Annotated in this window: 19 protein-coding genes; 7 read left to right on the top strand and 12 right to left on the bottom strand. The window is 72.4% G+C overall.

What is annotated here, in order from left to right; translation table 11 throughout:
* The first annotated feature begins 50 nt into the window (after nucleotides 1-50).
* From ACZ5C2_RS15445 to ACZ5C2_RS15430, 4 genes are all read left to right on the top strand, one after another.
* On the top strand, nucleotides 51-1,016 hold the full coding sequence (locus ACZ5C2_RS15445; protein ID WP_468790492.1) for a glycosyltransferase family 2 protein: 966 nt from the start codon (nucleotides 51-53) through the stop codon (nucleotides 1,014-1,016).
* 3 nt (nucleotides 1,017-1,019) lie between these two features.
* Nucleotides 1,020-2,366 (top strand): polysialyltransferase family glycosyltransferase, encoded by a 1,347-nt coding sequence (locus ACZ5C2_RS15440; protein ID WP_468790490.1) that lies wholly within the window; start codon nucleotides 1,020-1,022, stop codon nucleotides 2,364-2,366.
* 237 nt (nucleotides 2,367-2,603) lie between these two features.
* Nucleotides 2,604-3,695, top strand: coding sequence for an acyltransferase (locus ACZ5C2_RS15435; protein ID WP_468790488.1), 1,092 nt, complete (start codon nucleotides 2,604-2,606; stop codon nucleotides 3,693-3,695).
* Between the two features lie 178 nt (nucleotides 3,696-3,873).
* Complete coding sequence (locus ACZ5C2_RS15430; RefSeq protein ID WP_468790486.1) at nucleotides 3,874-4,800, top strand: class I SAM-dependent methyltransferase; 927 nt, start codon at nucleotides 3,874-3,876, stop codon at nucleotides 4,798-4,800.
* Here the strand turns inward: ACZ5C2_RS15430 and ACZ5C2_RS15425 are convergent.
* Nucleotides 4,751-5,455 (bottom strand): TetR/AcrR family transcriptional regulator C-terminal domain-containing protein, encoded by a 705-nt coding sequence (locus tag ACZ5C2_RS15425; protein ID WP_468790484.1) that lies wholly within the window; start codon nucleotides 5,453-5,455, stop codon nucleotides 4,751-4,753. The two genes, ACZ5C2_RS15430 and ACZ5C2_RS15425, sit on opposite strands and share 50 nt — an antisense overlap.
* 70 nt (nucleotides 5,456-5,525) lie before the next feature.
* On the opposite strand from ACZ5C2_RS15425, the gene ACZ5C2_RS15420 reads away from it, so the two are divergent.
* Entirely contained in the window at nucleotides 5,526-6,932 is a 1,407-nt protein-coding gene (locus ACZ5C2_RS15420; protein ID WP_468790482.1) for an FAD-dependent oxidoreductase, read from the top strand.
* A gap of 3 nt (nucleotides 6,933-6,935) precedes the next feature.
* Here the strand turns inward: ACZ5C2_RS15420 and leuE are convergent, their stop codons facing one another.
* Nucleotides 6,936-7,586 (bottom strand): leucine efflux protein LeuE, encoded by a 651-nt coding sequence (gene leuE / locus ACZ5C2_RS15415; protein ID WP_468790480.1) that lies wholly within the window; start codon nucleotides 7,584-7,586, stop codon nucleotides 6,936-6,938.
* 64 nt (nucleotides 7,587-7,650) lie between these two features.
* The gene (locus ACZ5C2_RS15410) at nucleotides 7,651-9,231 is read right to left on the bottom strand and encodes an acyl-CoA mutase large subunit family protein (protein WP_468790478.1); all 1,581 of its coding nucleotides are present in this window, start codon (nucleotides 9,229-9,231) and stop codon (nucleotides 7,651-7,653) included.
* A 311-nt stretch (nucleotides 9,232-9,542) separates the two neighbouring features.
* Between ACZ5C2_RS15410 and ACZ5C2_RS15405 the strand changes: the two genes are divergently transcribed.
* Nucleotides 9,543-10,388: a L,D-transpeptidase family protein gene (locus ACZ5C2_RS15405; RefSeq protein WP_468790476.1), complete on the top strand. Its 846-nt coding sequence runs from the start codon at nucleotides 9,543-9,545 to the stop codon at nucleotides 10,386-10,388.
* A 197-nt stretch (nucleotides 10,389-10,585) separates the two neighbouring features.
* On the opposite strand, the gene ACZ5C2_RS15400 is transcribed toward ACZ5C2_RS15405, so the two are convergent.
* From ACZ5C2_RS15400 to ACZ5C2_RS15380, 5 genes are all read right to left on the bottom strand, one after another.
* On the bottom strand, nucleotides 10,586-11,641 hold the full coding sequence (locus ACZ5C2_RS15400; RefSeq protein WP_468790474.1) for a serine/threonine-protein kinase: 1,056 nt from the start codon (nucleotides 11,639-11,641) through the stop codon (nucleotides 10,586-10,588).
* Nucleotides 11,641-12,315, bottom strand: coding sequence for an RNA polymerase sigma factor (locus ACZ5C2_RS15395; RefSeq protein WP_468790472.1), 675 nt, complete (start codon nucleotides 12,313-12,315; stop codon nucleotides 11,641-11,643). Before ACZ5C2_RS15395 ends, ACZ5C2_RS15400 begins: the two co-directional genes overlap by 1 nt.
* A 396-nt stretch (nucleotides 12,316-12,711) precedes the next feature.
* Entirely contained in the window at nucleotides 12,712-13,626 is a 915-nt protein-coding gene (locus ACZ5C2_RS15390; protein WP_468790470.1) for a hypothetical protein, read from the bottom strand.
* A 273-nt stretch (nucleotides 13,627-13,899) separates the two neighbouring features.
* Complete coding sequence (locus ACZ5C2_RS15385; protein WP_468790468.1) at nucleotides 13,900-14,517, bottom strand: RNA polymerase sigma factor; 618 nt, start codon at nucleotides 14,515-14,517, stop codon at nucleotides 13,900-13,902.
* Nucleotides 14,518-14,690: 173 nt separating this feature from the next.
* Nucleotides 14,691-15,425: a DUF3152 domain-containing protein gene (locus ACZ5C2_RS15380; protein ID WP_468790615.1), complete on the bottom strand. Its 735-nt coding sequence runs from the start codon at nucleotides 15,423-15,425 to the stop codon at nucleotides 14,691-14,693.
* A 549-nt stretch (nucleotides 15,426-15,974) separates the two neighbouring features.
* Between ACZ5C2_RS15380 and ACZ5C2_RS15375 the strand changes: the two genes are divergently transcribed.
* Nucleotides 15,975-18,683 carry an FG-GAP-like repeat-containing protein gene (locus tag ACZ5C2_RS15375; RefSeq protein WP_468790466.1) on the top strand — a complete coding sequence of 903 codons (2,709 nt, stop codon included), beginning with the start codon at nucleotides 15,975-15,977 and terminating at the stop codon, nucleotides 18,681-18,683.
* 378 nt (nucleotides 18,684-19,061) lie between these two features.
* On the opposite strand, the gene ACZ5C2_RS15370 is transcribed toward ACZ5C2_RS15375, so the two are convergent.
* From ACZ5C2_RS15370 to ACZ5C2_RS15355, 4 genes are all read right to left on the bottom strand, one after another.
* Entirely contained in the window at nucleotides 19,062-19,457 is a 396-nt protein-coding gene (locus tag ACZ5C2_RS15370) for a hypothetical protein (protein WP_468790465.1), read from the bottom strand.
* Nucleotides 19,458-19,596: 139 nt separating this feature from the next.
* Entirely contained in the window at nucleotides 19,597-20,154 is a 558-nt protein-coding gene (locus ACZ5C2_RS15365) for a hypothetical protein (RefSeq protein ID WP_468790463.1), read from the bottom strand.
* A gap of 109 nt (nucleotides 20,155-20,263) precedes the next feature.
* A complete protein-coding gene (locus ACZ5C2_RS15360) occupies nucleotides 20,264-20,767 on the bottom strand; it encodes a hypothetical protein (protein ID WP_468790461.1) in 504 nt (167 codons plus the stop codon).
* Between the two features lie 112 nt (nucleotides 20,768-20,879).
* Nucleotides 20,880-22,460 (bottom strand): beta-N-acetylhexosaminidase, encoded by a 1,581-nt coding sequence (locus tag ACZ5C2_RS15355; RefSeq protein ID WP_468790613.1) that lies wholly within the window; start codon nucleotides 22,458-22,460, stop codon nucleotides 20,880-20,882.
* Nucleotides 22,461-22,541: the final 81 nt, after the last annotated feature.

The raw sequence follows: 22,541 nt of genomic DNA, 5'->3' as shown, positions 1-22,541 counted from the left end.
GCCACCGAGAGATCCACCGCCGTTCCGAGTGACCCCAAGGAGAGCCCCACGTGCCGAAACTGTCCGTCGTCGTCCCCCAGCACAATGTGGAACCGTTCGCCGAGAGCACGCTGCGCAGTCTCGCCGCCAACGCCGGGCCGGACGTCGAGTTCCTGCTCGTCGACGACTGCTCCACGGACGCCACGCCCTCGATCGTCGACCGCTGGGCGGAGAAGCTTCCGGGCGCGCGGGTGATCCGGCACGAGCGGAACATGGGCATCGCCCAGGCGCGCAACACCGGTATCGACGCGGCCGGGGGCGAGTTCCTCACGTTCCTCGACGGGGACGACTGGTACGCGCCGGGCCACCTCGCCGGTCTGGTGGCCGCCATGGAGGAGCTGGGCTGCGACTTCGCCCGCACCGACCATGTCCAGGCCACCGGCACCGAGCGGGTGATCAAGCGGCCGCCGGCCCCGGTGCGGGGCGCGGTGATGGATCCGCGCGACGGGATCACACCCGCCGACACCGAGACGATGGTCGACTACCCCTTCGTCTGGGCGGGCATCTACCACCGGCGCCTCTTCGACGACGGCGGCATGCGCTTCGTCACCGAACTCCGTACGGCGGAGGACCGGTTGTGGATCTGGCGGCTGCATCTGAAGGCCCGGACGTACGCCTCCCTCGGTCTGCACGGGGTGTTCTACCGGCGCGGTGTCGCGACCTCCCTCACCCAGATCAAGGACTCCCGCCAGCTGGACTTCATCCCGGCCTACGACGCGCTGCTGCGGGACCTGCGGGACGACCCGGAGAGCGACCGCTTCCTCCTCAAGGCCGTTCGCACGTACTGCGCCATGATCGCGTTCCACATCGGCAGGGCGAACGAGTACGAGCCCTCGGCGGCCCGGCGGCTGCGGCGCGAGGCGCGGGACGCGCTGCACCGCATGCCCGGGCAGGCGCTGGAGGAGACCCTCGCCACCATCGACAGCAACCGGAGCAGGCTGCTCGGCCGCCTGCGTGACGGTCGGAAGGCTGCCTGACCCATGCCCCGGACAACGACCCAGATCTTCCAGGTCTCCACCCTCTACGGAGCGGCCACGCTGGCCGCGGCCCTGGACGCGGGCCTCTTCGGGCCGCGCGGGAGGGCCCGCCGCATCCTGCTGGTCTCCCACAACGCCGCCGTGCCGGAGACGGCCCTGCGGCTGGACGAGATGCACGGCTACGGGCAGATCGCCGGCCGGTTCGACTCGGTGGTGAGCTGGAACGAGGCGATCAGTCCCTACCACCCCAGCGCCTGGGGTCCGCGCGCCAACGACACGGTGCTGTGGCAGCGGGCCTTCCGGCTCCTCTGGGACATCGACGAACGGGACATGATCGAGGTCGCCGTCGAGTCGATCCAGGTCAACCCGGCCCGCGCGCTCGCGGCGATCTTCTCCGAGGCCGCCGTCGACGTCTACGCGGACGGTCTGATGAGCTACGGCCCGACCCGGGAGAAGCTCCCGCTGACCCTCGCGCGCCGCATCCGGCGGCTGCTCCACCTCGACCTGGTCCCCGGTCTGCGGCCGCTGCTGCTGTCCGAGTACGGCGTGGAACCGGTGGTCGTCCCGGACGGGGCGTTCCACGGGGTGCTGGACGAGATCTCCCGGGACGCGGCCGACGACCCGCGGCTCGCGCCGGTGCTCGACGAGGCGCCGACGGCCGTGCTCCTCGGCCAGTACCTGGCGGCGATCAACATCCTGAGCGCACGGGAGGAGGAGGACCTCCACGTCCGTATGCTCACCGGGGCCGTGCGTGCCGGGCACAGGTCCGTGGTGTTCAAGCCCCACCCGACCGCCCCCGCGGGCTATTCGGCGGCGCTCGCCAAGGCGGCGGCGGACGCGGGCGTACGGCTCACCGTGCTGGACGCACCGCTGCTGGCCGAGACGCTGTACCACCACTGCCGTCCCGAGCTCGTGGTCGGCTGCTTCTCCACGGCGATGGTGACCGCGTCGGCCTACTACGACGTGCCCGTCGCCCGGGTGGGGACGGGGCGGGTGATGGGCCGCCTCAAGCCCTACCCGAACAGCAACCGGGTGCCGCTGGCCTTGATCGACCACCTGGTACCGGACCTGGAGCGGGAGGAGACCCCGGCGGTGGTCGGTTCGGCCCCGGACACGTTGTCCCCCCTGGTCCGTGCGATCGGCTTCTGCATGCAGCCGAAGGCCTACGGCGGTCTGCGTGACACGACAGCCGACTGGCTCCGCACGCACCTCGCTGACACGCCCGACTACTACTTCCCCGAACTCCGCCTGGCCGAGCTCGCGTTGCCGGGAAGCACCCCGCGCACCCGCGCACGGATCCAGGCAGCCCGGGCCAAACGCGTCGTCCGCAGGGCGGTCCGCCGGGGCTGATGCCCGCGAGCAGGCATGCCCACCCAGCTGCGGGCAGCCGCGCCTCCCCAGCGGGGGTACCCCCAGGGCGATGGGGGTGCCCCCGCTCGAGCGATGCCGGGAGTGGGAAGGCACCCCGCAGCCGTCGGGCCGCGCGACACCCCGGCCCCGCCGCCCGACGGCAACCGAGACGCACCGGCCACAGCAGTGCCACCCCCGCTTCAACTCCCGTACACCGCACCACCCCAGAGTGACGCGGTGCCCAACGACATCGCCGTACGCCTGCCGCAGCAACAGGTCATCGCCCTTCCCGGACAGCCCGGCACCCCGCCGTCCCGGGAGCACCGTTTCGACATCGACCTCCTGCGCCTGATCTGCTCCGCCACCATCATGTTGGGCCACACGGGCGCCCAGTTCATCCGCTCCACGGACAACGACCCCGCGAACGGCTCGGGCGCCTACTGGGCGGGCCACGTGGCCGAGGCGATCAACCCCTACGCCGTCCCCGTGTACTTCGCCATCGCCGGCTGGGCCGTCCTCGTCGGCGCACCCCCACGCGACAGCGCACGCATGTGGCAGCGGATCGTCCGCAACACCGTCCCGCTCTTCGCGTGGACGGCGGTCTACCTGCTCTGGGCCTGGCTGCGCGACCGCAACGACAGGCCCATGACCGAGCTGGCGACGGACTCCCTCGTCGGCTCCGTGCGGCCCGCCTACCACCTGTGGTTCATGTACACCTACATCCCGATCATCGCGCTGCTCGCCTGCGCGACGCTGATCAAGTCGGGGAAACGGCCCTGGGGCCTCGGCGCGGCGCTGCTCACCCTCGCGGTCCTGCCGAGCGTACTGACCACCGTCGCCGAACTGACGGACGCCGAAATGCCCCCGGTCGCCTGGGGGTTCAACACCTACTCAGTCGTGTACGCGGTCGGCGGCGCCCTGCTGCTGGCCCTCCCGGCCGGAGCCCTGCGGTGGCGGTGGCCGCTGTACGTGGCGCTGCCGCTCACCGTGGCCGGTGCGCTCTGGTACAACACGCAGATCCACTACGTGATGCCCAACGCGCACCTGTTCGTCGCCGCGATGAGCATCTGCGTGCTGCTCCTGATCAGCAGGATCAGGGTCCCCGAGAAGCTGCGGCCCCCGCTGAAGAGGCTGGCCGGTGCGGCGCTCGGCGCGTACATGGTCCATGTGCTGTTCGTGGAGGAGATCGTCGCTCCGCTGGTGTCGCCGGATCTGAGCGGACCGGTGGCGGGACTGCTCCTGATCGCTCTGCTGGGCACGGTGCTGGTGCTGTCGTTCGCCACCAGCCTGCTGTGGGGGAAGCTGAACCTGCGGCGCCTGCTCGGCTGATCCGGCGGACCCGGCGGACCCGGCGGACGGCAGGCCCGGCGCCACGCGGAGTTCGCCGGCTGTTTGCGTTCCGCTCGGCTCCCCATCCCTCCCCCACCGGCGGTGCGCGCCTAGCCTGTCCTCAACCCGCGAGCCACACCGCCCCACCGTGTTCCGACGGATTGAGGTCTCCGGATCCATGAACACCCGCTCCCTGCTCACCACGTCGGCGTCCCGACGGCTTCTGCGGCCCGTCGCCGATCTCATCGACCGGCGCATCGACCGGCGGCTGCGTGCGGCGGCGGCCGCGGACATGGCAGGCAGAGAGCGGCTCCGGGACGCCGCGGAGGCGGTGAGGCGCCAGCAGCTCACCCTCGATCTGCTGCTCGGCTCCTCCGGCCGCGGTCTCTCCCGGATCGTCAGCCCCGGCCCGCTGAGCCGGCTGCGGTCCGAGGTCGCGGAGCTGGCCGGTGACCAGGACGCCGCCGACCGCAATGTCGCCGCCGCGTACCGGCTGCTGGTCGGCCTCGAGTCGCTCGGCGTCGGCCGGATCGCCGGCGGCACCATGAACATCTGCGGCAAGCTCGGCACCATCCCCCTCCTGGACCCGCCGAACGACGAGATCCTGGAGATCGGCACGCTCTACGGCATGTTCTCCGCGGGGCTGATCCGGATGATGGAGCGCGACGGCCGGAGTCCGAGCGTGACGATCGTCGACCCGTTCGCCGGTGTGCAGCTCCAGCCCGGTACCCCGCGCCGCTCCGACCCCTCCGGCACGCCGGTCGACGAGCACGCCGTGCGGACCAATCTCGCCCTGGCCGGTCCGGCGGGCGTGGCCGGCCGCATCCAGCGGGGCTTCTCCGAGGACCCCGGCACCCGTGCGGCCGTCTCGGACCGGCGCTACGGCGTGATCGTCATCGACGGCGACCATTCCGCCGAGGGCGTGGCCAGGGACCTGGAGTGGGCGGAGGAGATCGCCGCCCCGGGCGCGATCGTCGTCCTGGACGACTTCGGCGACCCCAAGTGGCCCGGCATCAAGGAGGCGCTGGACAAGCACCTCTCGGGCGACACCCGGTTCACGTACCTCGGCAAGGCGGCGCTGTCGGCGTTCCTGCGGGCTTCCTGACCTCTCGGCGCGCCCCGTACCGGGCCTCGATCCCCGCGACCAGCAGGGCGAGGCCCTCTTCGAAGTGCTGGTCGTAGTGGTCGAAGATCTCCGCGCCGGCTTGGGCCGCGAGCGGGAAGTCGGCCATTCTGCGGGCGCGTTCCTCCAGGTCGAAGCCCTCCCTGTGTTCCCCGGGCCGTGGCTGGACGCCCTGTTCCTCGGTGACGAAGCCGAGGGTGTACACATACGACGTGGTGAGCGCGCGGGCGGCCTCGGTGAGGGTCAGACCGGCGGCGGTGAACAGGCGCAGGCCCTCCTCCATCTGCTCGGCGTGCTCCATGCCGGTGAAGCGTGAGCCGCTGAACACCTTCGCCCCGTCGCGGTAGGCGAGCAGTTCCGTGCGCAGACCGCGGTTTGCCGTGCGCAGCCACTCCTGCCAGGTGTCGTCCGGGGCGAGCGGGCCCTGGGCGGTCATCCGGCGGTACATCTCGGTCGCCATCTCGTCGAGCAGCGCCTGTTTGTCCTTGAAGTGCCAGTAGAGGGCGGGCGCCTTGACGTCCAGTTCCCGGGCGATGGCGCGCAGGGTCAGGCCGTCCAGGCCCACCTCGTTCAGCAGTCTCAGTGCCGTGTCGGCGACCCTCCGGCGGTCCAGGGGGATGCGTCGTTCCGTGCTCACGCTTGACAACTTAACACCGTTAGGGACACTCTCGGAGGGCAGGTCACTTAACAACGTTAAGGAGAGTGGCGTGAGCGACATCGACGTGCTGGTCGTGGGTGCCGGGCCGACCGGGCTCACCCTCGGCATCGACCTGGCCCGGCGCGGGATTCCGGCGCTGGTGGCGGAGCGGGCGGAGGAACTGTTCCCCGGCTCGCGCGGCAAGGGCATGCAGCCGCGCACCATGGAGGTCTTCGACGACCTGGGCGTACTGGACGCGATCCACGCGGCCGGCGGCGGCTACCCGGTCGGCATGATCTGGCGAAACGGCGAGCGCATGGGCGAGCACCACCTGTTCGACCCGGTCGAGCCGAGCGAGGACGCGCCGTACAACGCGCCCTGGATGGTGCCCCAGTGGCGCACCCAGCAGATCCTGCTGGAGCGGCTGGAGGAACTCGGCGGCAAGGTCGCCTTCGGCCGGGAGGTCACCGGCGTGACCCAGGACGCGGACGGGGTGACCGCGCACTTCAGTGCCGGTGAGCCGGTGCGCGCCCGGTATCTCGTCGCGGCGGACGGGGGCCGCTCCGTGGTGCGCCGGGCGGTCGGGATCGGCATGGCCGGGGAGGAGGTGGACCCCCTGCCGACCCTGGTGGCGGACGTACGGATCACGGGGCTGGACCGGGACAACTGGCACCTCTTCCCACCGGGGGAGGGCAGTCAGGACTTCCTCTCCCTCTGCCCGCTGTCCGCGACGGAGGACTTCCAGCTGGTGGCCCGGTTCGCGGAGGGGACGGACGTGGACCTCTCGCCGGAGGGCATCCGGCAGGTCGTGGCCGCCCGCTCGCATCTCGCCGCCGAGGACGTCACGGAGGTCCGCTGGGCCTCGGACTTCCGCCCGCGGGCCGCGCTCGCCGACCGTTTCCGGGCGGGCCGGGTCTTCCTCGCCGGTGACGCGGCGCACGTGCACTCCCCGGCCGGCGGCCAGGGCCTCAACACGAGCGTCCAGGACGCCTACAACCTGGGCTGGAAGCTGGGTGCGGTGCTGGGCGACGGTGCGGCGGCGGCGCTGCTGGACACGTACGGGGAGGAGCGGCGCCCGATCGCCCAGCAGATGCTGGACCTGTCCACCAGCGTCCACCGGGGTGAGACCCGGCGGGGCGGGGCCACCCGGCAACTGGACCTGGGCTACCCGGATTCCTCGCTCACCGCGGAGACCCGCACGGCACCCGGGCCGGTGCGCGCGGGCGACCGGGCACCCGACGGGAGGGTGAGCGGCGTACGCCTCTTCGACGCGTTCCGTGGCCCGCACTGGACCCTGCTGGCCCTGGGCACGGACGACGTCCCCGAACCGCCCGCGGCCGTGCGGCTGGTCCACGGACCGGCCCCCGAGACCTACGGCACGGGCCTGTTCCTCGTCCGCCCGGACGGCTATGTGGGCTGGGCCGGGGACACGCCGGCCGGGCTCGCGGAGTACCGGGCCCGGTTCACCGGGCGCTGACGGCTACGAGCCGGCCAGCGACAGCTTCGCCGCGAAGCCCAGGAACAGCGCGCCCGCCGCCGAGGTCGCCCCCGCCGACAGACCCCTGCGGCGGCGGAAGGCCGCGGCGAGCCGGGTGCCGCCGAATATCAGCGCACTGAGGTAGAGCATGCTGGCGAGCTGCGCGAAGACGCCGAGGACCACGAAGGACAGCGCGGGATAGGCGTAACCCGGGTCGACGAACTGTACGAAGAAGGCGATGAAGAACAGGATCGCCTTGGGGTTCAGCACGCTGACGACCAGCGCCCTGCGGTACGGGCGCTCACCGGGCGCGACGGCGGGCGGCGCCTCGGTCGCGTCCTTGTCCCGCCGCGTCCGCCACATCCCCCCGGCCGCCCGCAGCATGCCGACGGCGAGCCACGTCAGATAGCCGGCGCCCGCGTACTTCACGATCCCGAACAGCACGGCGTTCGCCTGGAGCAGCGAGGCGACCCCGGCGGCCGACAGCGTCATCAGCACGGCGTCGCCGCACCACACCCCGGCGGCGGCCCGATACCCGTCCCGCACCCCGCGCCGGGCGGCGACGGAGAGCACGTACAACGAGTTGGGCCCCGGCAGCAGGATGATGAGGGCCAGGCCCACCAGATAGGTGGGAAGGTCGATGACGCCGAACATGAGAAGGAGTGTCGCACGGCGGTACGCCACTCCTCCGCATGATCCCGGTCACCGGCAAGGGCACTCAGAACGCGTCGCTCGGCACATAGGTGCCCCAGACCTCGCGCAGGGCGTTGCAGACCTCGCCGACCGTGGCGCGGGCGCGCAGGGCGTCCTTCATGGGGTAGAGGACGTTGTCCTCGCCCTCGGCGGCCTTCTTCAGGGCGGCCAGTGCCGAGTCGACCGTTCCTTGGTCGCGCTCCGCGCGGAGTGTGGCGAGGCGTTCGGCCTGCTGGGCCTCGATGGCGGGGTCGACGCGGAGGGGTTCGTAGGGTTCTTCCGCGTCGAGTTGGTAGCGGTTGACGCCGACCACGACGCGTTCGCCGGAGTCGGTCTCCTGGGCGATGCGGTAGGCGGAGCGCTCGATCTCGTTCTTCTGGAAGCCGTGTTCGATGGCGGTGACCGCGCCACCGAGGTCCTCGACCTTCCGCATCAGTTCCAGCGCCGCCGCCTCCACGTCGTCGGTCATCTTCTCGACGACGTAGGAGCCCGCGAACGGGTCGACCGTCGCCGTCACGTCCGTTTCGTAGGCGAGGACCTGCTGGGTGCGCAGCGCGAGGCGTGCGCTCTTGTCCGTCGGCAGGGCGATGGCCTCGTCGAAGGAGTTGGTGTGCAGCGACTGCGTGCCCCCCAGCACCGCGCCCAGGCCCTGTACGGCGACGCGGACCAGGTTCACCTCCGGCTGCTGGGCGGTCAGCTGCACCCCGGCCGTCTGCGTGTGGAAGCGCAGCATCAGCGACTTGGGGTTCTTCGCGCCGAACTCCTCCCGCATCACCCGCGCCCAGATCCTGCGCGCCGCGCGGAACTTGGCGACCTCCTCCAGGATCGTCGTCCGCGCCACGAAGAAGAACGACAGACGTGGCGCGAAGTCGTCCACGTCCATTCCCGCAGCGACCGCCGTACGCACGTACTCGATACCGTCCGCGAGGGTGAACGCGATCTCCTGCGCGGGAGACGCCCCCGCCTCCGCCATGTGATAGCCGGAGATCGAGATCGTGTTCCACTTGGGGATCTCGGCCCGGCAGTACTTGAAGATGTCCGCGATCAGCCGCAGCGACGGCTTGGGCGGGAAAATGTACGTGCCCCGCGCGATGTACTCCTTCAGCACGTCGTTCTGGATCGTGCCCGTGAGCCTGTCCGCACTCACGCCCTGCTCCTCCGCCACCAGTTGGTAGAGAAGCAGCAGCAGCGCGGCGGGAGCGTTGATCGTCATCGACGTGGACACCCTGTCCAGCGGAATCCCGCCGAACAGCACCCGCATGTCGTCGATCGAGTCGATCGCCACACCCACCTTGCCGACCTCGCCCGAGGCGATCGGCGCATCGGAGTCGTGCCCCATCTGCGTGGGCAGATCGAACGCCACCGACAGACCCATCGTCCCGTTCGCGATCAGCTGCTTGTAACGGGCGTTGGACTCCGTCGCCGTACCGAAGCCCGCGTACTGACGCATCGTCCACGGCCGGCCCGTGTACATCGACGGATACACACCCCGGGTGAAGGGATACGCCCCCGGCGCCCCCAGCTTCTCCGCCGGATCCCAGCCCTCAAGAGCCCCCGGCCCATAGACCGGCTCGATGGGCAGTCCGGACTCCGACTCGCGCGCCATGGTGTGATGCCTCCCGCTGAGCAGCGTTGCTCGACCTGATCGCCCGCCGACCGTCAGTTACTCGCCAGTACAGGCTGATCCCTCGACGGACTGTAGCGGTGCGCGTACGGCCCGGTGGAGGGGTACACGCTGGGACCTTCCTCACAGCCGCGACGGGACTGCGCTCACAGCGTCCGCTTCGGCGCCTGTCTTCCGGTCACTCACCACCATGCCCCGTTGTTCGGCGACGGTCACCTCCGGGGTACACCTCAGGTGACGACCGGGCGCAGGGGCCGGTGAGACAACGGGGGGCAGGGGTGCGTAGTACGGGCATGAGCAGGAGAGGGATCGCCGGCCTCGCGGCGTTCACCGCCCTCACGGCGGGTGCGGCGGGCTGCACGGTGCACCCCGCCGGTACGGACGGGGAGCGCAGGCCGCCGGTGCGCCTGGAGGTGCCGAGCCGGACGCCGACCGCGCCGTCGTCACGGGCGCCGGACGGCGACGACCGGCCGTCCCCTGCCGGCCCTCCGTCGACGCGGGGCGCGCCGCGCGTGCTGTGGTCCCCTGGTGACTCCGGGCGGGACATACGTGAGCTCCAGGCGCGGCTGCGTCAGGTCGCCTGGATCTTCCACGGGCCCACGGGGACCTACGACGAGTTGACGGAGAAGGCCGTCCGGGGCTTCCAGGGCAAGCGGGGGCTGCCGAAAACCGGGGTGACCGACAGCGTCACCTGGCGGCGGCTGCTCGCGATGACGCGTGAGCCGGGCACGTGGGAGCTCTATCTGATGGGCGGCCAGCCGGCCGACGCACCCGACGCCCGCTGCCGGATCGGCCGGGTGCTGTGCATCAGCAAGTCGAGCCGCACCCTGCGCTGGATGATCGACGGACGGACGGTGTCGACGATGCCGGTCCGCTTCGGCTCCGAGTACACACCGACCCGCGAGGGTGTCTTCCGCATCTACTGGAAGTCCCGGCACCACGTGTCCACGCTCTATGACTCGCCCATGCCGTACGCCATGTTCTTCAGCGGCGGTCAGGCCGTGCACTTCTCGGCCGACTTCGCCGCGCGGGGATACGGCGGTGCCTCGCACGGTTGCGTCAACGTACGGGACGAGGAGGCGATCGCGCGGCTGTACGAGCAGGTGCGCGATGGCGACAAGGTCGTCGTGCACTGGTGAGATGGGGCGGGGGGGGGGGGGGGGGGGCGGGGGGACCCCCCCCCCCCCCCCGCCGTGTGCACGAGCCGTGGGTACGGGGGGAACCCCGGCTCTGTGCGAGGGCCGATGACCAGTCGGCTCACTCATTACTGCGCCACGAGGGCCGGAAGTGTCACACCCGTCGGCGAAGAAATCTCGGCGATCAACAACAGTGCAGGTCAGGGGCGGTTTCCCTGAGACCTCTCGGCCCCTTGCCCCTTCTCGCCGCCCTCGTCCTTCTCGCCGCTGTTGCCCGTGTCCTCCTCGCCGCCGCCGCTCTTGCCGGCGCCGGTGTTCTTGCCCTTGCCCTTCTCGTGGCCGCTGCCGTTGCCGCTGCCGTTGCCGCTGCCGTTTCCGTCGCCGTCACCCTCGTGGGCGCCCTCGTCGGAGTCCTTCCTGCCCGAGGACCCGGTGCCGGTGCCGCCTTCGCCGGACGACAGCGCGTCCTCGCAGTACGGGCCGACCCGGGCGGCGCCGCCCGCCGCGTCCTCGAGGAGGCGTTCGCGCTCGCCGTTCAGGTGTTCGCCGTCGCGCCAGGCGCGGCAGGCCGAAACGATCTGCTTCCCCCCTCTCCCGGAACGGGCCGCCGGGTCACCGGAGTCCGGGCCGGGCTTCCCCGGCGCGGACGCCCCGGCGTCCCCGCCGGGCCGGGCCTCCACACCGTGCCCACCCGTGCCGGCGGTGCTCGCCGGGTGCCGCCCCTCGGGCGTGGCTCCGCCGGTCTCCGGCGGGGATGACAGCAGCGGGCGTTCGGGATCCGTGGCGGTGGCGGAGACCGCGGGACCGGTCCCGGGTTCACCGGACGGTACGGGCAGGGCTCCGGCCAGGACCGCGGCGCCACCGACCATGCCGGCGACCAGCGCCGCGGCCAGCCCGAGCCGCAGCGGACGCGGATCACGCGGTCCGCCCGCGGTTCCGGAACGCCCACCGCGCGAGGCACCGATACGCACCAGGCCGACGTCGGAGTTCTCCGCCCCGGCGCGGTCACCGGCGCGCGTGACCGGGCCGGCCTGCCCCGCGCGCTCCTCCCGCAGCGTGCGGAAGGCGGCCAGCGCGGCGGCCTCCCCGGGAAGTTCACCGTCGGCCGAGGGAGGTGGGGCGGAGAGCGCGCGGAGGGTGGCGGCGAGCCGTTCGGCCTGGTCACGAGTGGTGGGGTCGGCAGCTTCGGGTGGCTCTCCGCTCAGCAAGCGCTCCGTGGTTTCGCGGTCCAGCCACCTGTACAGCTCGTCGGCCATCACATGTCCTTCTGCGTCCGCGCTCGCATCTGCGTCACACTCGCGGACGTCACCGTACGACGGCGTGGTCCTCTCTGGTGCGGAAGGGCGTCGAGCACCCCCGCGGATTCCGGATGGCCTTCCGTATCGTCACCGAGCAACTCGGCCAGCCGTTTCAGACCCCGGTGCGCGGCCGTCCGTACGGCACCGGGACGCTTGCCCAGCGTCTCGGCGGCGGTCTTGGCGTCCAGACCCACCACCACGCGCAGGACGACGGCCTCGGCCTGGTCCTGCGGCAGCCGGGAGATCAAGGAGAACGCGCCGTCGGTGGCCAGTGCCTCCATCGCCTCCGAGGCGGTGTCGGACTCGGCGGCCCGCCCGGTGAGCTCGGTCTCGTCACCGCCGATCGAGGGGCGACGTCCCCGCATGCGTATGTGATCCAGTGCCCGGTTGCGGGCGATACGGGCGGCCCAGCCGCGGAACCGGTCCGCGTCGCCCGTGAACCGCCCCAGGTCACGGGCGATCTGCAGCCACGCCTCGGACGTCACGTCCTCCGCGTCGGGCTCGCCGACCAGTGTCCTGACGTACCCCAGCAGCCGCGGGTGCACCGTGCGGTACACAGTCCGGAACGCGGTCTCGTCCCCGTCCTGTGCCGCACACACCGCGGCGGTCAGCTCCGCGTCGTCCCCCAGCACCGCGCGCGCCCTTCTGCGCCTCAGCCGGCGCCGCTCTCGCGGACCGGGTTCTCGCCGTCGTGATTGCTCAATTGGTCTGCGGTCTTGGGCCACGGGCGGTTGGTGGTCATGTGTCCGCCGCGGCCTGGCGCGAAAGGCACGTTACGGCCTGATTCCTCGCCCCGTCCATGTTCGTCCAACATGGAACTGACCCGTGACCCGGGATGGTGTGACAGAAAACGCACTCTTGGCGCTGTAGAGGGTACGGGTCGCCGCGCGGCCCGTGCCGCGCGACGGCCGGGGCCTCTCCTGTGGGGGGTGGCGGCCTCGGCCGTTGCCTCGGCGCCGACGGCCTGCCGCGGGTCCGCGGGTTGGGTTGGGCTCTGTCTTCCGGTAACTGCCGACGGGCAGCGGACGTTACGGGTTCCTGGCGCCCGGCTCGGCCGGCTTGCCCGCACTGCCGCCCGGTCCGTTGCCCGAGTCGCCCGGCTCACTGCCGGGGTCGGTGCCCGGGCTGCCCTCCGGTCCGTTTTCCGCCTCGCGTGCGGCGTGGTCGCCCGCGTCACCGCCGTTTTCGGCCCCGTCCGCCCCGCCGGTGTTCTTCCCTGGTGTCCCGGTGATCCCGGTGCTCCCGGTGCTCCCGGTGATCCCGGTGATCCCGGTGCTCCCGGGCGGCACCGTCTCCCGGTCGCCCTGTTCGGCGCAGTAGGCGTCGACGTGGGCCGCGCCGCCCGCGGCCTCCGTGAGCCGCTTCCAAGCCGTCGAGTCCAGCGCCTTGCCGCGCCCTCCGACCTGTTCGTAGGCGCGGCACTGGGCCTCGGTGTCCTGGGCGGTCCCCGGGCGGTCCGGCTCCGGGCGGCCGGACCCGGCGTCCGGGGCGGCGGACTCGGGGGCGGTGGTGGCGCGCGACGGCGCGTGGGTCTGTTCGATGTCGCGCGGGGGGTCGTCCGTGGACGAGCCCGCCGCGCCGATCGCGGCGACCGCGACACCGCTCAGGGTGAGGCCGGCGACCAGCACGGAGAGCGTGGCCTTCAGCGAGTGGCTGCCGAGCCGCCGCCCACGTGCCCGCCAGTTGTCCCGGCGGCGGGTGCGCGCGCCATGCGCTCCCGATTCCCGGGCTGCCCGGTACGCGGCGACGGCCCGCTGCTCGGCACCGGGATCCACACCCTCGTGGATCAGTGCGGCAGCGAGCAGCGCCTCCAGGCCGTCGGCGTCGACGACGGCGCGCCTGACGGGGGTGGGGCCCGGACCGCCGCTCCGCGCGGGTGGCGTGCCCTCCGGGTGCACACGCCGACGACCGGCCGGCCCGCCGTCGTTCTGCCGTTCACCCATGTCCGTTTCCGTCCCTGCTCGGTCCTGCCCGGTTCCTGCCCGGTCCTGCTCGCTCCACTCGGTTCACGCGGCCCGCGTGGACCTGACCCGTCCGGGCCGCCGTGCCCGTTCGCCACCGCGGGGGCGGCACCGCCCGGACCGACGCATACGTTCCCCGTGCGGGGCTTGTTCAGCACCCGGCCCGTGGCGGCCGTCGCGGGCCGCCGGGTTCAGCGCCCGGCCCGGGCCGGGCGTCGTCGCGCCGGCCACGGGGTCCGCCGTGCCGGTCGACGTTCATGTCGACTCACCCAGCGTCCGCGGCCCCTCATCCGTCACACTTTCGGCGCCGAGCTGCTGGGCCAGCCGTTTCAGGCCCCGGTACGCGGCCGTCCGTACCGCGCCCGGCCGCTTGCCGAGGACACGGGCGGCGGCGGGGCCGTCGAGGCCGACGACCACGCGCAGCAGCACGGCCTCGGCCTGGTCACGCGGCAGTCCGCCGACCAGTTGGAGGGCGTACTCGGTGGACATGGCCTCCAGGGCCTGGTCGTGGGTGCTCTGCGGTCCGGGCAGGTCCAGTACGTCCTTTTCCAGGGCCGACGGCCGGGGCCGTACCCGCTGCCTGCGCAGATGGTCCAGCGCCCGGTGCCGGGCGATGGTCGCCGTCCAGCCCCGGAAGCCGGCCCCGTCGCCCTTGAACCTGCCCAGGTCCCGGGCGATCTCCAGCCAGGCGTCCGACATCACGTCCTCGGCGTCGTCCCCGACCAGCCCGCGCACATAGGCGAGCAGTCCGGGCTGTATGAGCCGGTAGGCCACGGCGAAGGCGGCCTCGTCCCCTTTCTGGGCCCGCGCGACGGCCGCGCCCAGCTCCCCGTCGTACGCCTGTGCGCGGCGGGATTCCCCTCCGTGGCCCAAGAACCGTCCTCGTCCGTACCGAACGCGTAGCGCACCGCTATCGCCTGACGTGAGCACGTCTGACGGTGCCCACACCCCCACGGTCATCAGCGTCCGGCGCCACGAATGTGTCACAGCCGCCCGACACCACGGGCGTCACATCCGAGCCCGGGTGTGTTGCCGGCGGCCGGCCGTCAGGGCACGGCGGGCCCGCCCAGGTACGTGCCGTCGCGCCCGTAGGGCCAGGCGTTGGCGACACAGCCGCGCAGGCCCTTGATCTGCTGCATCATCGCGGGGGCCGGGCGGCCGGGGCCCGGGCAGGTCTCGTGGCCGTGTCCGATGCGGTGGCCGACCTCGTGGTTGACGATCAGCGCGCGGTATTCGCCGATCGGCCCGTCGAACTGCGGTGAGCCCAGTACCCACCGCTTGAGGTTGACCACCACGTCCGTGCCCACGCTGCAGTTGACCTCACCGCGGGTCAGCAGCCCGGCGGCACCGCAGATACGGTCCGTCGTGCCGGGTGTCGCGATCTTCACAACGAAGTCGTACGGCCCGGAGCCGACGAGCCGGAAGGAGTTCACACCGTCGCGGGTCCAGCCCCGGCGGTCGGCCAGGACCGCGGAGATCTCGGCGGCGGCCGCGCCGGCCGACACCTCGACGCCGTCCTCGACCAGCACCTTGTAGCGCCGGACGCGGCTGCCCGTACCGACGACCGTCCCGTCGGCCTGCGCGGTGGTGAAGGTACCGGGGCCGGTGGCCGGAATGGCGGTCCCCGGGGCCGACGACGAGGCGGAGGCGGACGCGGAGGCGCTCGGTGACGAGGAGGACGAAGAGGACGAGGGGGTCGAGGAGGCGGAGGGGGAGGACTCGGGGCCGGAGGTGCGCGCCCCCGGTTCCGGTCGGGTGTCGCCGGTGTTCCCCTCCAGCATGTCGCCGGTGACCACGGGCGGGTCGTCCACGGCGCGTCCGTGCCGGTCCTGGTAGTACGCGACGGCCGCGCCCGCGGTGACCATCACGGCGGCGAAGGCCAGCCCGGCCGGTACGGTCCGGGTCCAGCGCCGACGGCCCTCCCGCGACCGTCCTCGGGCGGGGCGTCTGGGAGCGCTCCCACGAGCGCGCCGCACCCCCCGTTCCCCGCGTCCGCGCCGTTCCCCGCCTCCGTCACGCTTCCCCACGACGGGAATCACCCCATACAACCCTGTTGACGACCGGACGGCGGCCCGGAACATGGGCCGCTCCCCCGGCTGAGAGAGCGTCAGACGGACCGTGATCGTCACGGATCATGAGCGTGTTGATCACCACACGGCGGACCCGTCGCTTCCGTACAACCTTTTGACCGCCCGTACGTCCGTGAGGACGAGTCGGCGGATGCGCGGGTCCGGTGACCACGACTGTGACGTTTGGCCAGTCCTTGACGCTGTGTGAATGCCACCTGTGGGACAGGTGGTGACCATGTTCCTTGTCTAGGGGTGGGGTAGTTGAGTCCTCGCAGGACCCATGCGTACAAGCCGCTCAGCCTGAAACGGCGGGTGTGGCTGACCGTCGGAGCCGTCGTGCTCAGCGGCGCGGGCGTCGTCACGTACGCGGTGGCCGATCAGTCGTCCGCACCGGCCGAGACCGCGGAGAAGCCTCGCGAACCGCGCGTGCAGACGCTGAAACTGGAGAACCGCGGTGCCGGCCGCCGGGGTCTCGAACGGCAGACCACCGACCGCTTCGCCGCGGTGCTGGTGACCTGGGACGACCCCGAGGCGGAGGCCAAGGGCACACCCGAGGTCCGCACCCGGGACCTGGAGACCGGCAAGTGGTCCGGCTGGCGGGAGCTCGAGGACGAGCCGAACCAGGCCGACGGCGCGGAGGGCGAGCGGGCGGCGACCCGCGGCGGTACGGCCTCGGTGTGGACCGGTGACGCCGACGGCGTCGAGGTCCGGGTGGTCAAGGACGACGGAACCCAGGCGGGGGGCCAGCCGTCCGGCATGGACGTCAAGCTGCTCGACCCGGGTACGGACCCCGAGGGCGCGCCGACGGTGGCCACCATGGACCCGGTCGCGTTCACGGCGGAGACCACGGCGCCGGTGACCCCGGCACCGACCGGGTCGCCGACCACCGAGCCGACGTCGGCGCCGCCCGTGACGGAGACGGCCACGGCCACGGACAGCGCGTCCGCGACCCCGGGCGGAACCCCGTCGGAGACCCCCACCGACACCGCCTCCCCCTCTCCGACGCCCACCGTCCCCGAACCCCGTCCCTCGACGGTCGTGAAGCCGCCCGTCATCACGCAGGCCGAGTGGGGCGCGTCCACCGACTACGACGGCACGCCGAGCTACGGCACCGAAATCAAGGCGGCCGTCGTCCACCACACCGGCGTCGACAGCGACAACAGCGTGTCCTGCGCCGACTCGCGCGCCCGGATGCGTTCCATCCAGCAGGAGCACTTCGCGCGCGGCTACTACGACATCGGCTACAACTTCGTCGTCGACCGCTGCGGCCAGATCTTCGAGGGCCGCAGCGGCGGCATGGACCTGCCGGTGGTCGGCGCGCACGACGTCGGCTTCAACACCGACACGCTCGGCATCTCGTACATCGGCAACTTCGAGAGCGCGCACCCGAGCCGGGCCGCGATGGACTCCATGGCGCGGGTCATCGCCTGGAAGTTCGGGATGTACGGCATCGACCCGACCGGCAAGGTCACGCTGACCTCCGGCACGGAGGCCGGTGTCAACGGCAACAAGATCGACAAGGGTGAGTCGGTCACCCTGCCGCGGGTCTTCGGCCACCGGGACACCAACTACACGGCCTGCCCCGGCAAGAACCTGTACCCGAAGCTGTCCCGGATCGCCACGTTCGCCAAGACCCCGGGCATCTCGCACGCCCTGGCCACCTCGGACTACAACCGGGACGGCCTCGCCGACCTGGTCGCGGGCACCCCGCGGGACCAGAACGGCGGCGGCAGCGTCACCGTGGTCCCGGGCGGTGTCGACGGCCCGGTCACCGGCGCCCGCACGACCCTCACACAGAACAGCGCCGGCGTCTGGGGCTCCCGCGAGTCCGGTGACGGCTTCGGCACCTCCACCGCCTGGGGCGACATCAACGGCGACGGTCACGCGGACCTCGCGATCGGCGTCCCCGGCGAGGACGACACCAGCGGCCACGCCGATCGCGGCGCGGTCGTGGTGATGTACGGACCGGCGCTGGACACCGGCTTCGGCTACGCCACGACGGGTGTCACCCAGACCGGCGCGAAGCTCGGCACCACGGTGGCCGTCGGCGACTTCAACGGTGACGGCACGGCGGACGTCTTCGCGGCCGGCTCCGGCAACGGCGGGAACTGGAACGCCCGCCACACCGGCGGCGCCACCACGTACGGCACGCTGACCGGCTCCACGGGGTCCCTCGCGTACATGGACTCCGCGAGCGGCGACTTCAACCGGGACGGCTACGCGGACGTCGCGCTCAACTACCGCGACACCGGCGGCACCAGCCGTGTCGTCCGCTTCGCGGGCTCCGCTGCCGGTCTGGCCAAGGCGGGCGTCATCTCGGTCAAGGGCGGGCGCTCCATCACCGCGGGCGACTTCAACGGCAACGGCTACGACGACATCGTCATCGGCCAGCCGGTGGCCGGCGAGTCCGGCGGTACGACGTCGGGCGGGCGGGTCACCATGGTGCTGGGTACGTCGTCCGGGTTCACCACCTCCTACATGAAGACCGTCCACCAGGACACCTCCGGCGTCCCCGGCGGCAACGAGGTCGGTGACGCGCTGGGCACCTCGGTCTCGGCCGGCGACTACAACGGCGACGGCTACGCGGACGTCCTGGTCGGCGCACCCGGCGAGGACCTCAGCCGCAGCGGCGCCAACCGCAAGGACGCGGGCAGCGCGATCCTGCTCCGGGGCAGTTCGTCCGGCATCACCGGCTCCGGCGCGGTGTTCGTGTCCCAGGACACCTCCGGCGTCCCCGGCGCCACGGAGTCCGGTGACCGGTTCGGATCCGCGGTGTCCCTGACGGACCTGTCCGGCTACGGCCGCGCGGACCTGACGTTCGGTGCCGAGGGCGAGGACACGTGGGACGGCGCTGTGCTGTACCTCCCGAGCAACGGTTCGGGACTCGGCTACGGTGACACGGTCTTCTACAGCAGCGGCACGTTCGGCCTGGCGGCGGACGTCCGCCTGGGCCAGACGCTCACCCCGTAGCACCACGACGACGGCCGGGGCCCCGCGGTACGCGGGACCCCGGCCGTCGTCGTGGGACGGCACGGCGGACGGCGCAGGGGATCCCAGCCACTCCCGCACGACGGCACGACGGGTGCGCTCTGCCTGCCGGCCGGTGGTCGTGGCAGGGACGGTCCCGATCACTCGGTCCATGAGCGGCGGTGCCGCCGGGCGCCGCGCCGTACGGGCTTCCCTCTCGCGTCCAGCGGCCCCTCGGCGGTCGTCCCCTCGGCCGACCAGCGGCCCGTACGCCGGAATCCCTCTGCCGGACGGCCCGCTGAGCGTCGCGCTGTCGTTGACGTGAGGGACGGCTCGGCCCGTCCCTCACCGCGCCACCGCGAAGGCCGGCCGGTACGAGGGCTAAGGGCGCGGTCCCCCGCCGGACGCGTCCCGGCACAGCAGACGCAGCGATCCCTCGCCCGTGTAGCAGCGGCGTGCCTCGTCGATGGGGTCCCAGAGGCGGCCGTCGGGAGTGCGGACCCAGTGGTCGCCGCCGGAGGCCCACCACTCGCCTCCGGCGTGACGGACGATCACCTCACCGGCGTAGGCACCGAATCCGCGCAGCACCAGCTCCACGGCGGCGTACGGGGCCGCCTCCTGGTGTATGTCCTCGATGATCCGGTCGACGCTCCACAGGCTGCGCGCCGAGTAGTCGAGGCGCAGCCGTGCCCCTTCCCGCATCGCCGCCACCGCATCGGCCGCCCAGCGGACCGGCTTCGTCGCGGCCGAGGGCCTGGTCTCCTGCTGTGTCGTCACAGTCGTCGCAGTCGTCACACCCTGAAGAGCGCTGCGGCGAACCGATTCGTCACCCGGATTCCGGGGGGGTCCCCCAACGTGCGCAGGACCGCCCCCGGATGGTTACAGGACCTGCCGTGCCGGGCGGCGGCAGGGCGCCTCAGCCGTCCCTGCGGCTGCGGCGGGACACCGCCGCACGCAGCACCCGCCGGCCCTCCGTCGACACCTCCAGCGCGCCGCGCAGCCCTGCCGGGCCATGGGCGGCCAGGAGTTCCAGGACCGTGATCTGGCGGCGCAGTTCGGCGGCGAGAAGCGGCGACATGCCCTCCGCGTGGCCCTCACGGCACCGGTCGGCCAGGCCGTCGTCATCGGCGGCGCCGTCCAGCAGCCGGTGGATCCGCAGCGCGGCGAGGGAGCAGGAGCCGGCCCACTCCCGCAGCCCGGCGGCCGACCACTGCGCGGGGGCGGTGGCGAGCATCCCGTGCGCGAGCACCACGGACGCCGCGGCACCGCCGGCCACGGTGTCCAGCTTGCCGCGCGTCTGCTCCAGCCGTTCGGCCCAGTCGTCGGCGGCCGCGTCCCCCGCGAGGGTCCCCCACAACGGCCGCAGCACCTCGTCGTCGCCGCCCAGCAAAGGCACGCACCGATCCAAACAAGCCAACCCGCTCACGGCCAGCCCGCGCCCGTCGGCCTGCGCGATCAGTTCCACCAGGCTCATCCACGCCTCCCCTTGCGGGTCGTCACAGGCCCTCCGATGAGTCCCTGCCCGGGCCTCATCGCCCACGGAGCCCGCATTTCCCCTTACTGCGTGCGACAAGCCCGGAGTGTCACTCGGGCACCACGCCGAGCCGGTCGAGAAGACGGAAGAAGAGGTTTTCGGCCATGGGATCGGGGTCGGCGGTCAGCACCTCGGTGAGGTCCTCGGCGGACACGGTGTGCCCCGCCTCCTCGGCCCAGAAGACGGCACGCTCGGCGGCGTCGGCGGGTTCCAGGAAGTAGTCGTCGACCGTGAGCCCCTCCTGCCCGTCGAGGTAGCCGGCCATCGCGGTCCGCGCCAGGCAGGTCGTCCACGCCCCGCTCTCCGGTGACGCCGCCTCCACCACGACGCAGTCGCTGTCCATGACGTATCCGAACAGCGCGGGCGCACCGGTCTCCCGGGCCAGGTCGTTCATGTTCCCGATGTCGCCCTCGCCGCCCGGGTACTCCCACACCTGCCAGCCGTCCGGCGCCGAGGTGCGCAGGGTCATGCCCCCGGCCGCACCGGCCAGCGCGTCCAGTCCGGCGAGCGGCTGCTCCCCACGGCCCACGACGAAATACCCCCAGTAGCCCATGTGCTGGTGTTCCCCCCGGTGCGTCGGTTCGGATCAGCAAAACACCACCACAGTCGCACGGGGGTTCGCAGGCATATCCGGCAATCCGCCACCCGGCCCGGACGGGCGCGGGTCAGCCCAGTTCGCCCGCCAGGTTCCGGAACTCCGTCCAGGACAGTTCGGGCGCGTCCGGGTCCCACAGCTTCTGCACGGTCGCCCGCAGCGGCATGCGGATGCCGGCCGCCACCTGGTCCTGGGTCTGGGAGCGGGGCAGGTCGCCCCAGATGGCGAAGGACCCGCCGAGGATCTGGTCGTCGTACCGCTCCGGAACGGCGGTGGTGCCGCGCAGCACCAGCGGCGTCCACTGCTCGTAGATCCGCTCCCCCGTCGGGTAGACGAAGGTCAGCGGCTCCCCCAGTACGTAGTAGAGGAACTCGTCGTTGTGGTTGACGACCTCGCGGCCCTCACTCAGGTACTCGGCCGGCTGCCGGGCGCCGATCTCCTTGCCGGTCCAGTAGGCGACCCTGATGTCCTTCGCGGCCCGCACCGAGCCGTCCCGGAAGAAGCCGTCGTTCCAGGCGCGGGGTGTGCGGTCGTGGGCACGGACGGTGGCGGCCCGGTCGTTGAGCCAGCCGGTGGTCAGGTCCTCGACCGTCGCGCCGGAGCCGTACTTCTTCCGCGCGGCGGCGGCCAGACCCGGGAACGAGGCCTCGGGGTCGGAGACCACCAGCGCCTGGTACTCGTCGCCGCCGAGGTGCCACTGCCCGCCGGGGAAGAGGCCGGCGTACTCGTTCAGCAGATCGTCGACGATCTTGGCGGCCCCGGGCTTCGAGATGTCGATCGCGCCGCGTACGGCACCGCCGCTCGCGTTGCGCAGCTGGAGGTCCGGGTGGGCGGCGAGGACCGCGCCGAGGTGTCCGGGCGAGTCGATCTCCGGTACGACGGTGATGTGCCGGCTCGACGCGAGGTCGACGATCTTCCTGACCTGCTCCTTGGTCAGGTGCTGTGCGGACACGATCTCCGGATGCGAGTCGGACTCGATGCGGAAGCCCTGGTCGTCGGAGAAGTGCAGGCCGATCTCGTTGAACTTCAGGTCGCCGAGCTCCCGGATCCGGTCCTCTATCCAGCCGGCGCTGTAGTGCTTGCGCGCGATGTCCAGCATCATCCCGCGCCGCTGCTTGGCGGGCTCGTCGCGCACCACGCCCTCGGGGGCGGTGCCGGCCCTCCTGATCTCCTGCTTGAGGGTGCGGGTGCCGTAGAACACGCCCGCCTCGGCGGGGGCGGTCACGGTCACCCGTCCGCCCCGCACGGTCATCGTGTAGGACTCGGGGTTCGCTCCGGCGTCGCGGTTCAGCTCGAGCCGCAGGTCCCCGGCCCGCTCGTCGTCCTTCTCGCCCGCGTACGTCAGCCCGAGCTCGCCGGCTATCAGCCGGCCCTCTGCGGCCAGTCCGGGACCGTCCACGACCACCCGGTTCGCACGCGCCGGACGCCAGCCGGGGCCGCGCTCCGCCGTGTGCTCACGGACGGCGGGTATGGTGCGCGGCGCCTTCGAGAGCGGATAGGAGCGGGTGGGGCTCGGACTCGGACTCGGGCTCTGCGTGGAGGACGCCGCCGTCGAGTCCGCGGACGAGCCGGCATCGTCCGAGGTCGCCCAGAGCCCGAGGCCCACGCCGGACACGGCCACCAGCGCCCCCGCGGCGACGGCCGCGACCAGCCCCCTGCGCTCCCTCACCGCCTCCGCCACCGAGCGACGCCCATGCCGATTCTGCCGCCTGCGCTGTCTGTGCTGACTCAC

It is taken from the genome of Streptomyces sp. NPDC031365 (assembly GCF_055569765.1).
Note: the sequence above shows the minus strand (reverse complement) of the source record. Positions and strands in the feature narration are given on the sequence as shown.

Excerpts from the sequence above, each read along its gene's own strand:
- ACZ5C2_RS15360 (WP_468790461.1), bottom strand. The coding sequence starts at position 20,767 with ATGGGCTACTGGGGGTATTTCGTCGTGGGCCGTGGGGAGCAGCCGCTC.
- ACZ5C2_RS15400 (WP_468790474.1), bottom strand. The coding sequence starts at position 11,641 with ATGGCCGACGAGCTGTACAGGTGGCTGGACCGCGAAACCACGGAGCGC.
- ACZ5C2_RS15440 (WP_468790490.1), top strand. The coding sequence starts at position 1,020 with ATGCCCCGGACAACGACCCAGATCTTCCAGGTCTCCACCCTCTACGGA.
- ACZ5C2_RS15390 (WP_468790470.1), bottom strand. The coding sequence starts at position 13,626 with ATGGGTGAACGGCAGAACGACGGCGGGCCGGCCGGTCGTCGGCGTGTG.
- ACZ5C2_RS15380 (WP_468790615.1), bottom strand. The coding sequence starts at position 15,425 with ATGCTGGAGGGGAACACCGGCGACACCCGACCGGAACCGGGGGCGCGC.
- ACZ5C2_RS15410 (WP_468790478.1), bottom strand. The coding sequence starts at position 9,231 with ATGGCGCGCGAGTCGGAGTCCGGACTGCCCATCGAGCCGGTCTATGGG.
- leuE (WP_468790480.1), bottom strand. The coding sequence starts at position 7,586 with ATGTTCGGCGTCATCGACCTTCCCACCTATCTGGTGGGCCTGGCCCTC.
- ACZ5C2_RS15365 (WP_468790463.1), bottom strand. The coding sequence starts at position 20,154 with ATGAGCCTGGTGGAACTGATCGCGCAGGCCGACGGGCGCGGGCTGGCC.
- ACZ5C2_RS15430 (WP_468790486.1), top strand. The coding sequence starts at position 3,874 with ATGAACACCCGCTCCCTGCTCACCACGTCGGCGTCCCGACGGCTTCTG.
- ACZ5C2_RS15405 (WP_468790476.1), top strand. The coding sequence starts at position 9,543 with ATGAGCAGGAGAGGGATCGCCGGCCTCGCGGCGTTCACCGCCCTCACG.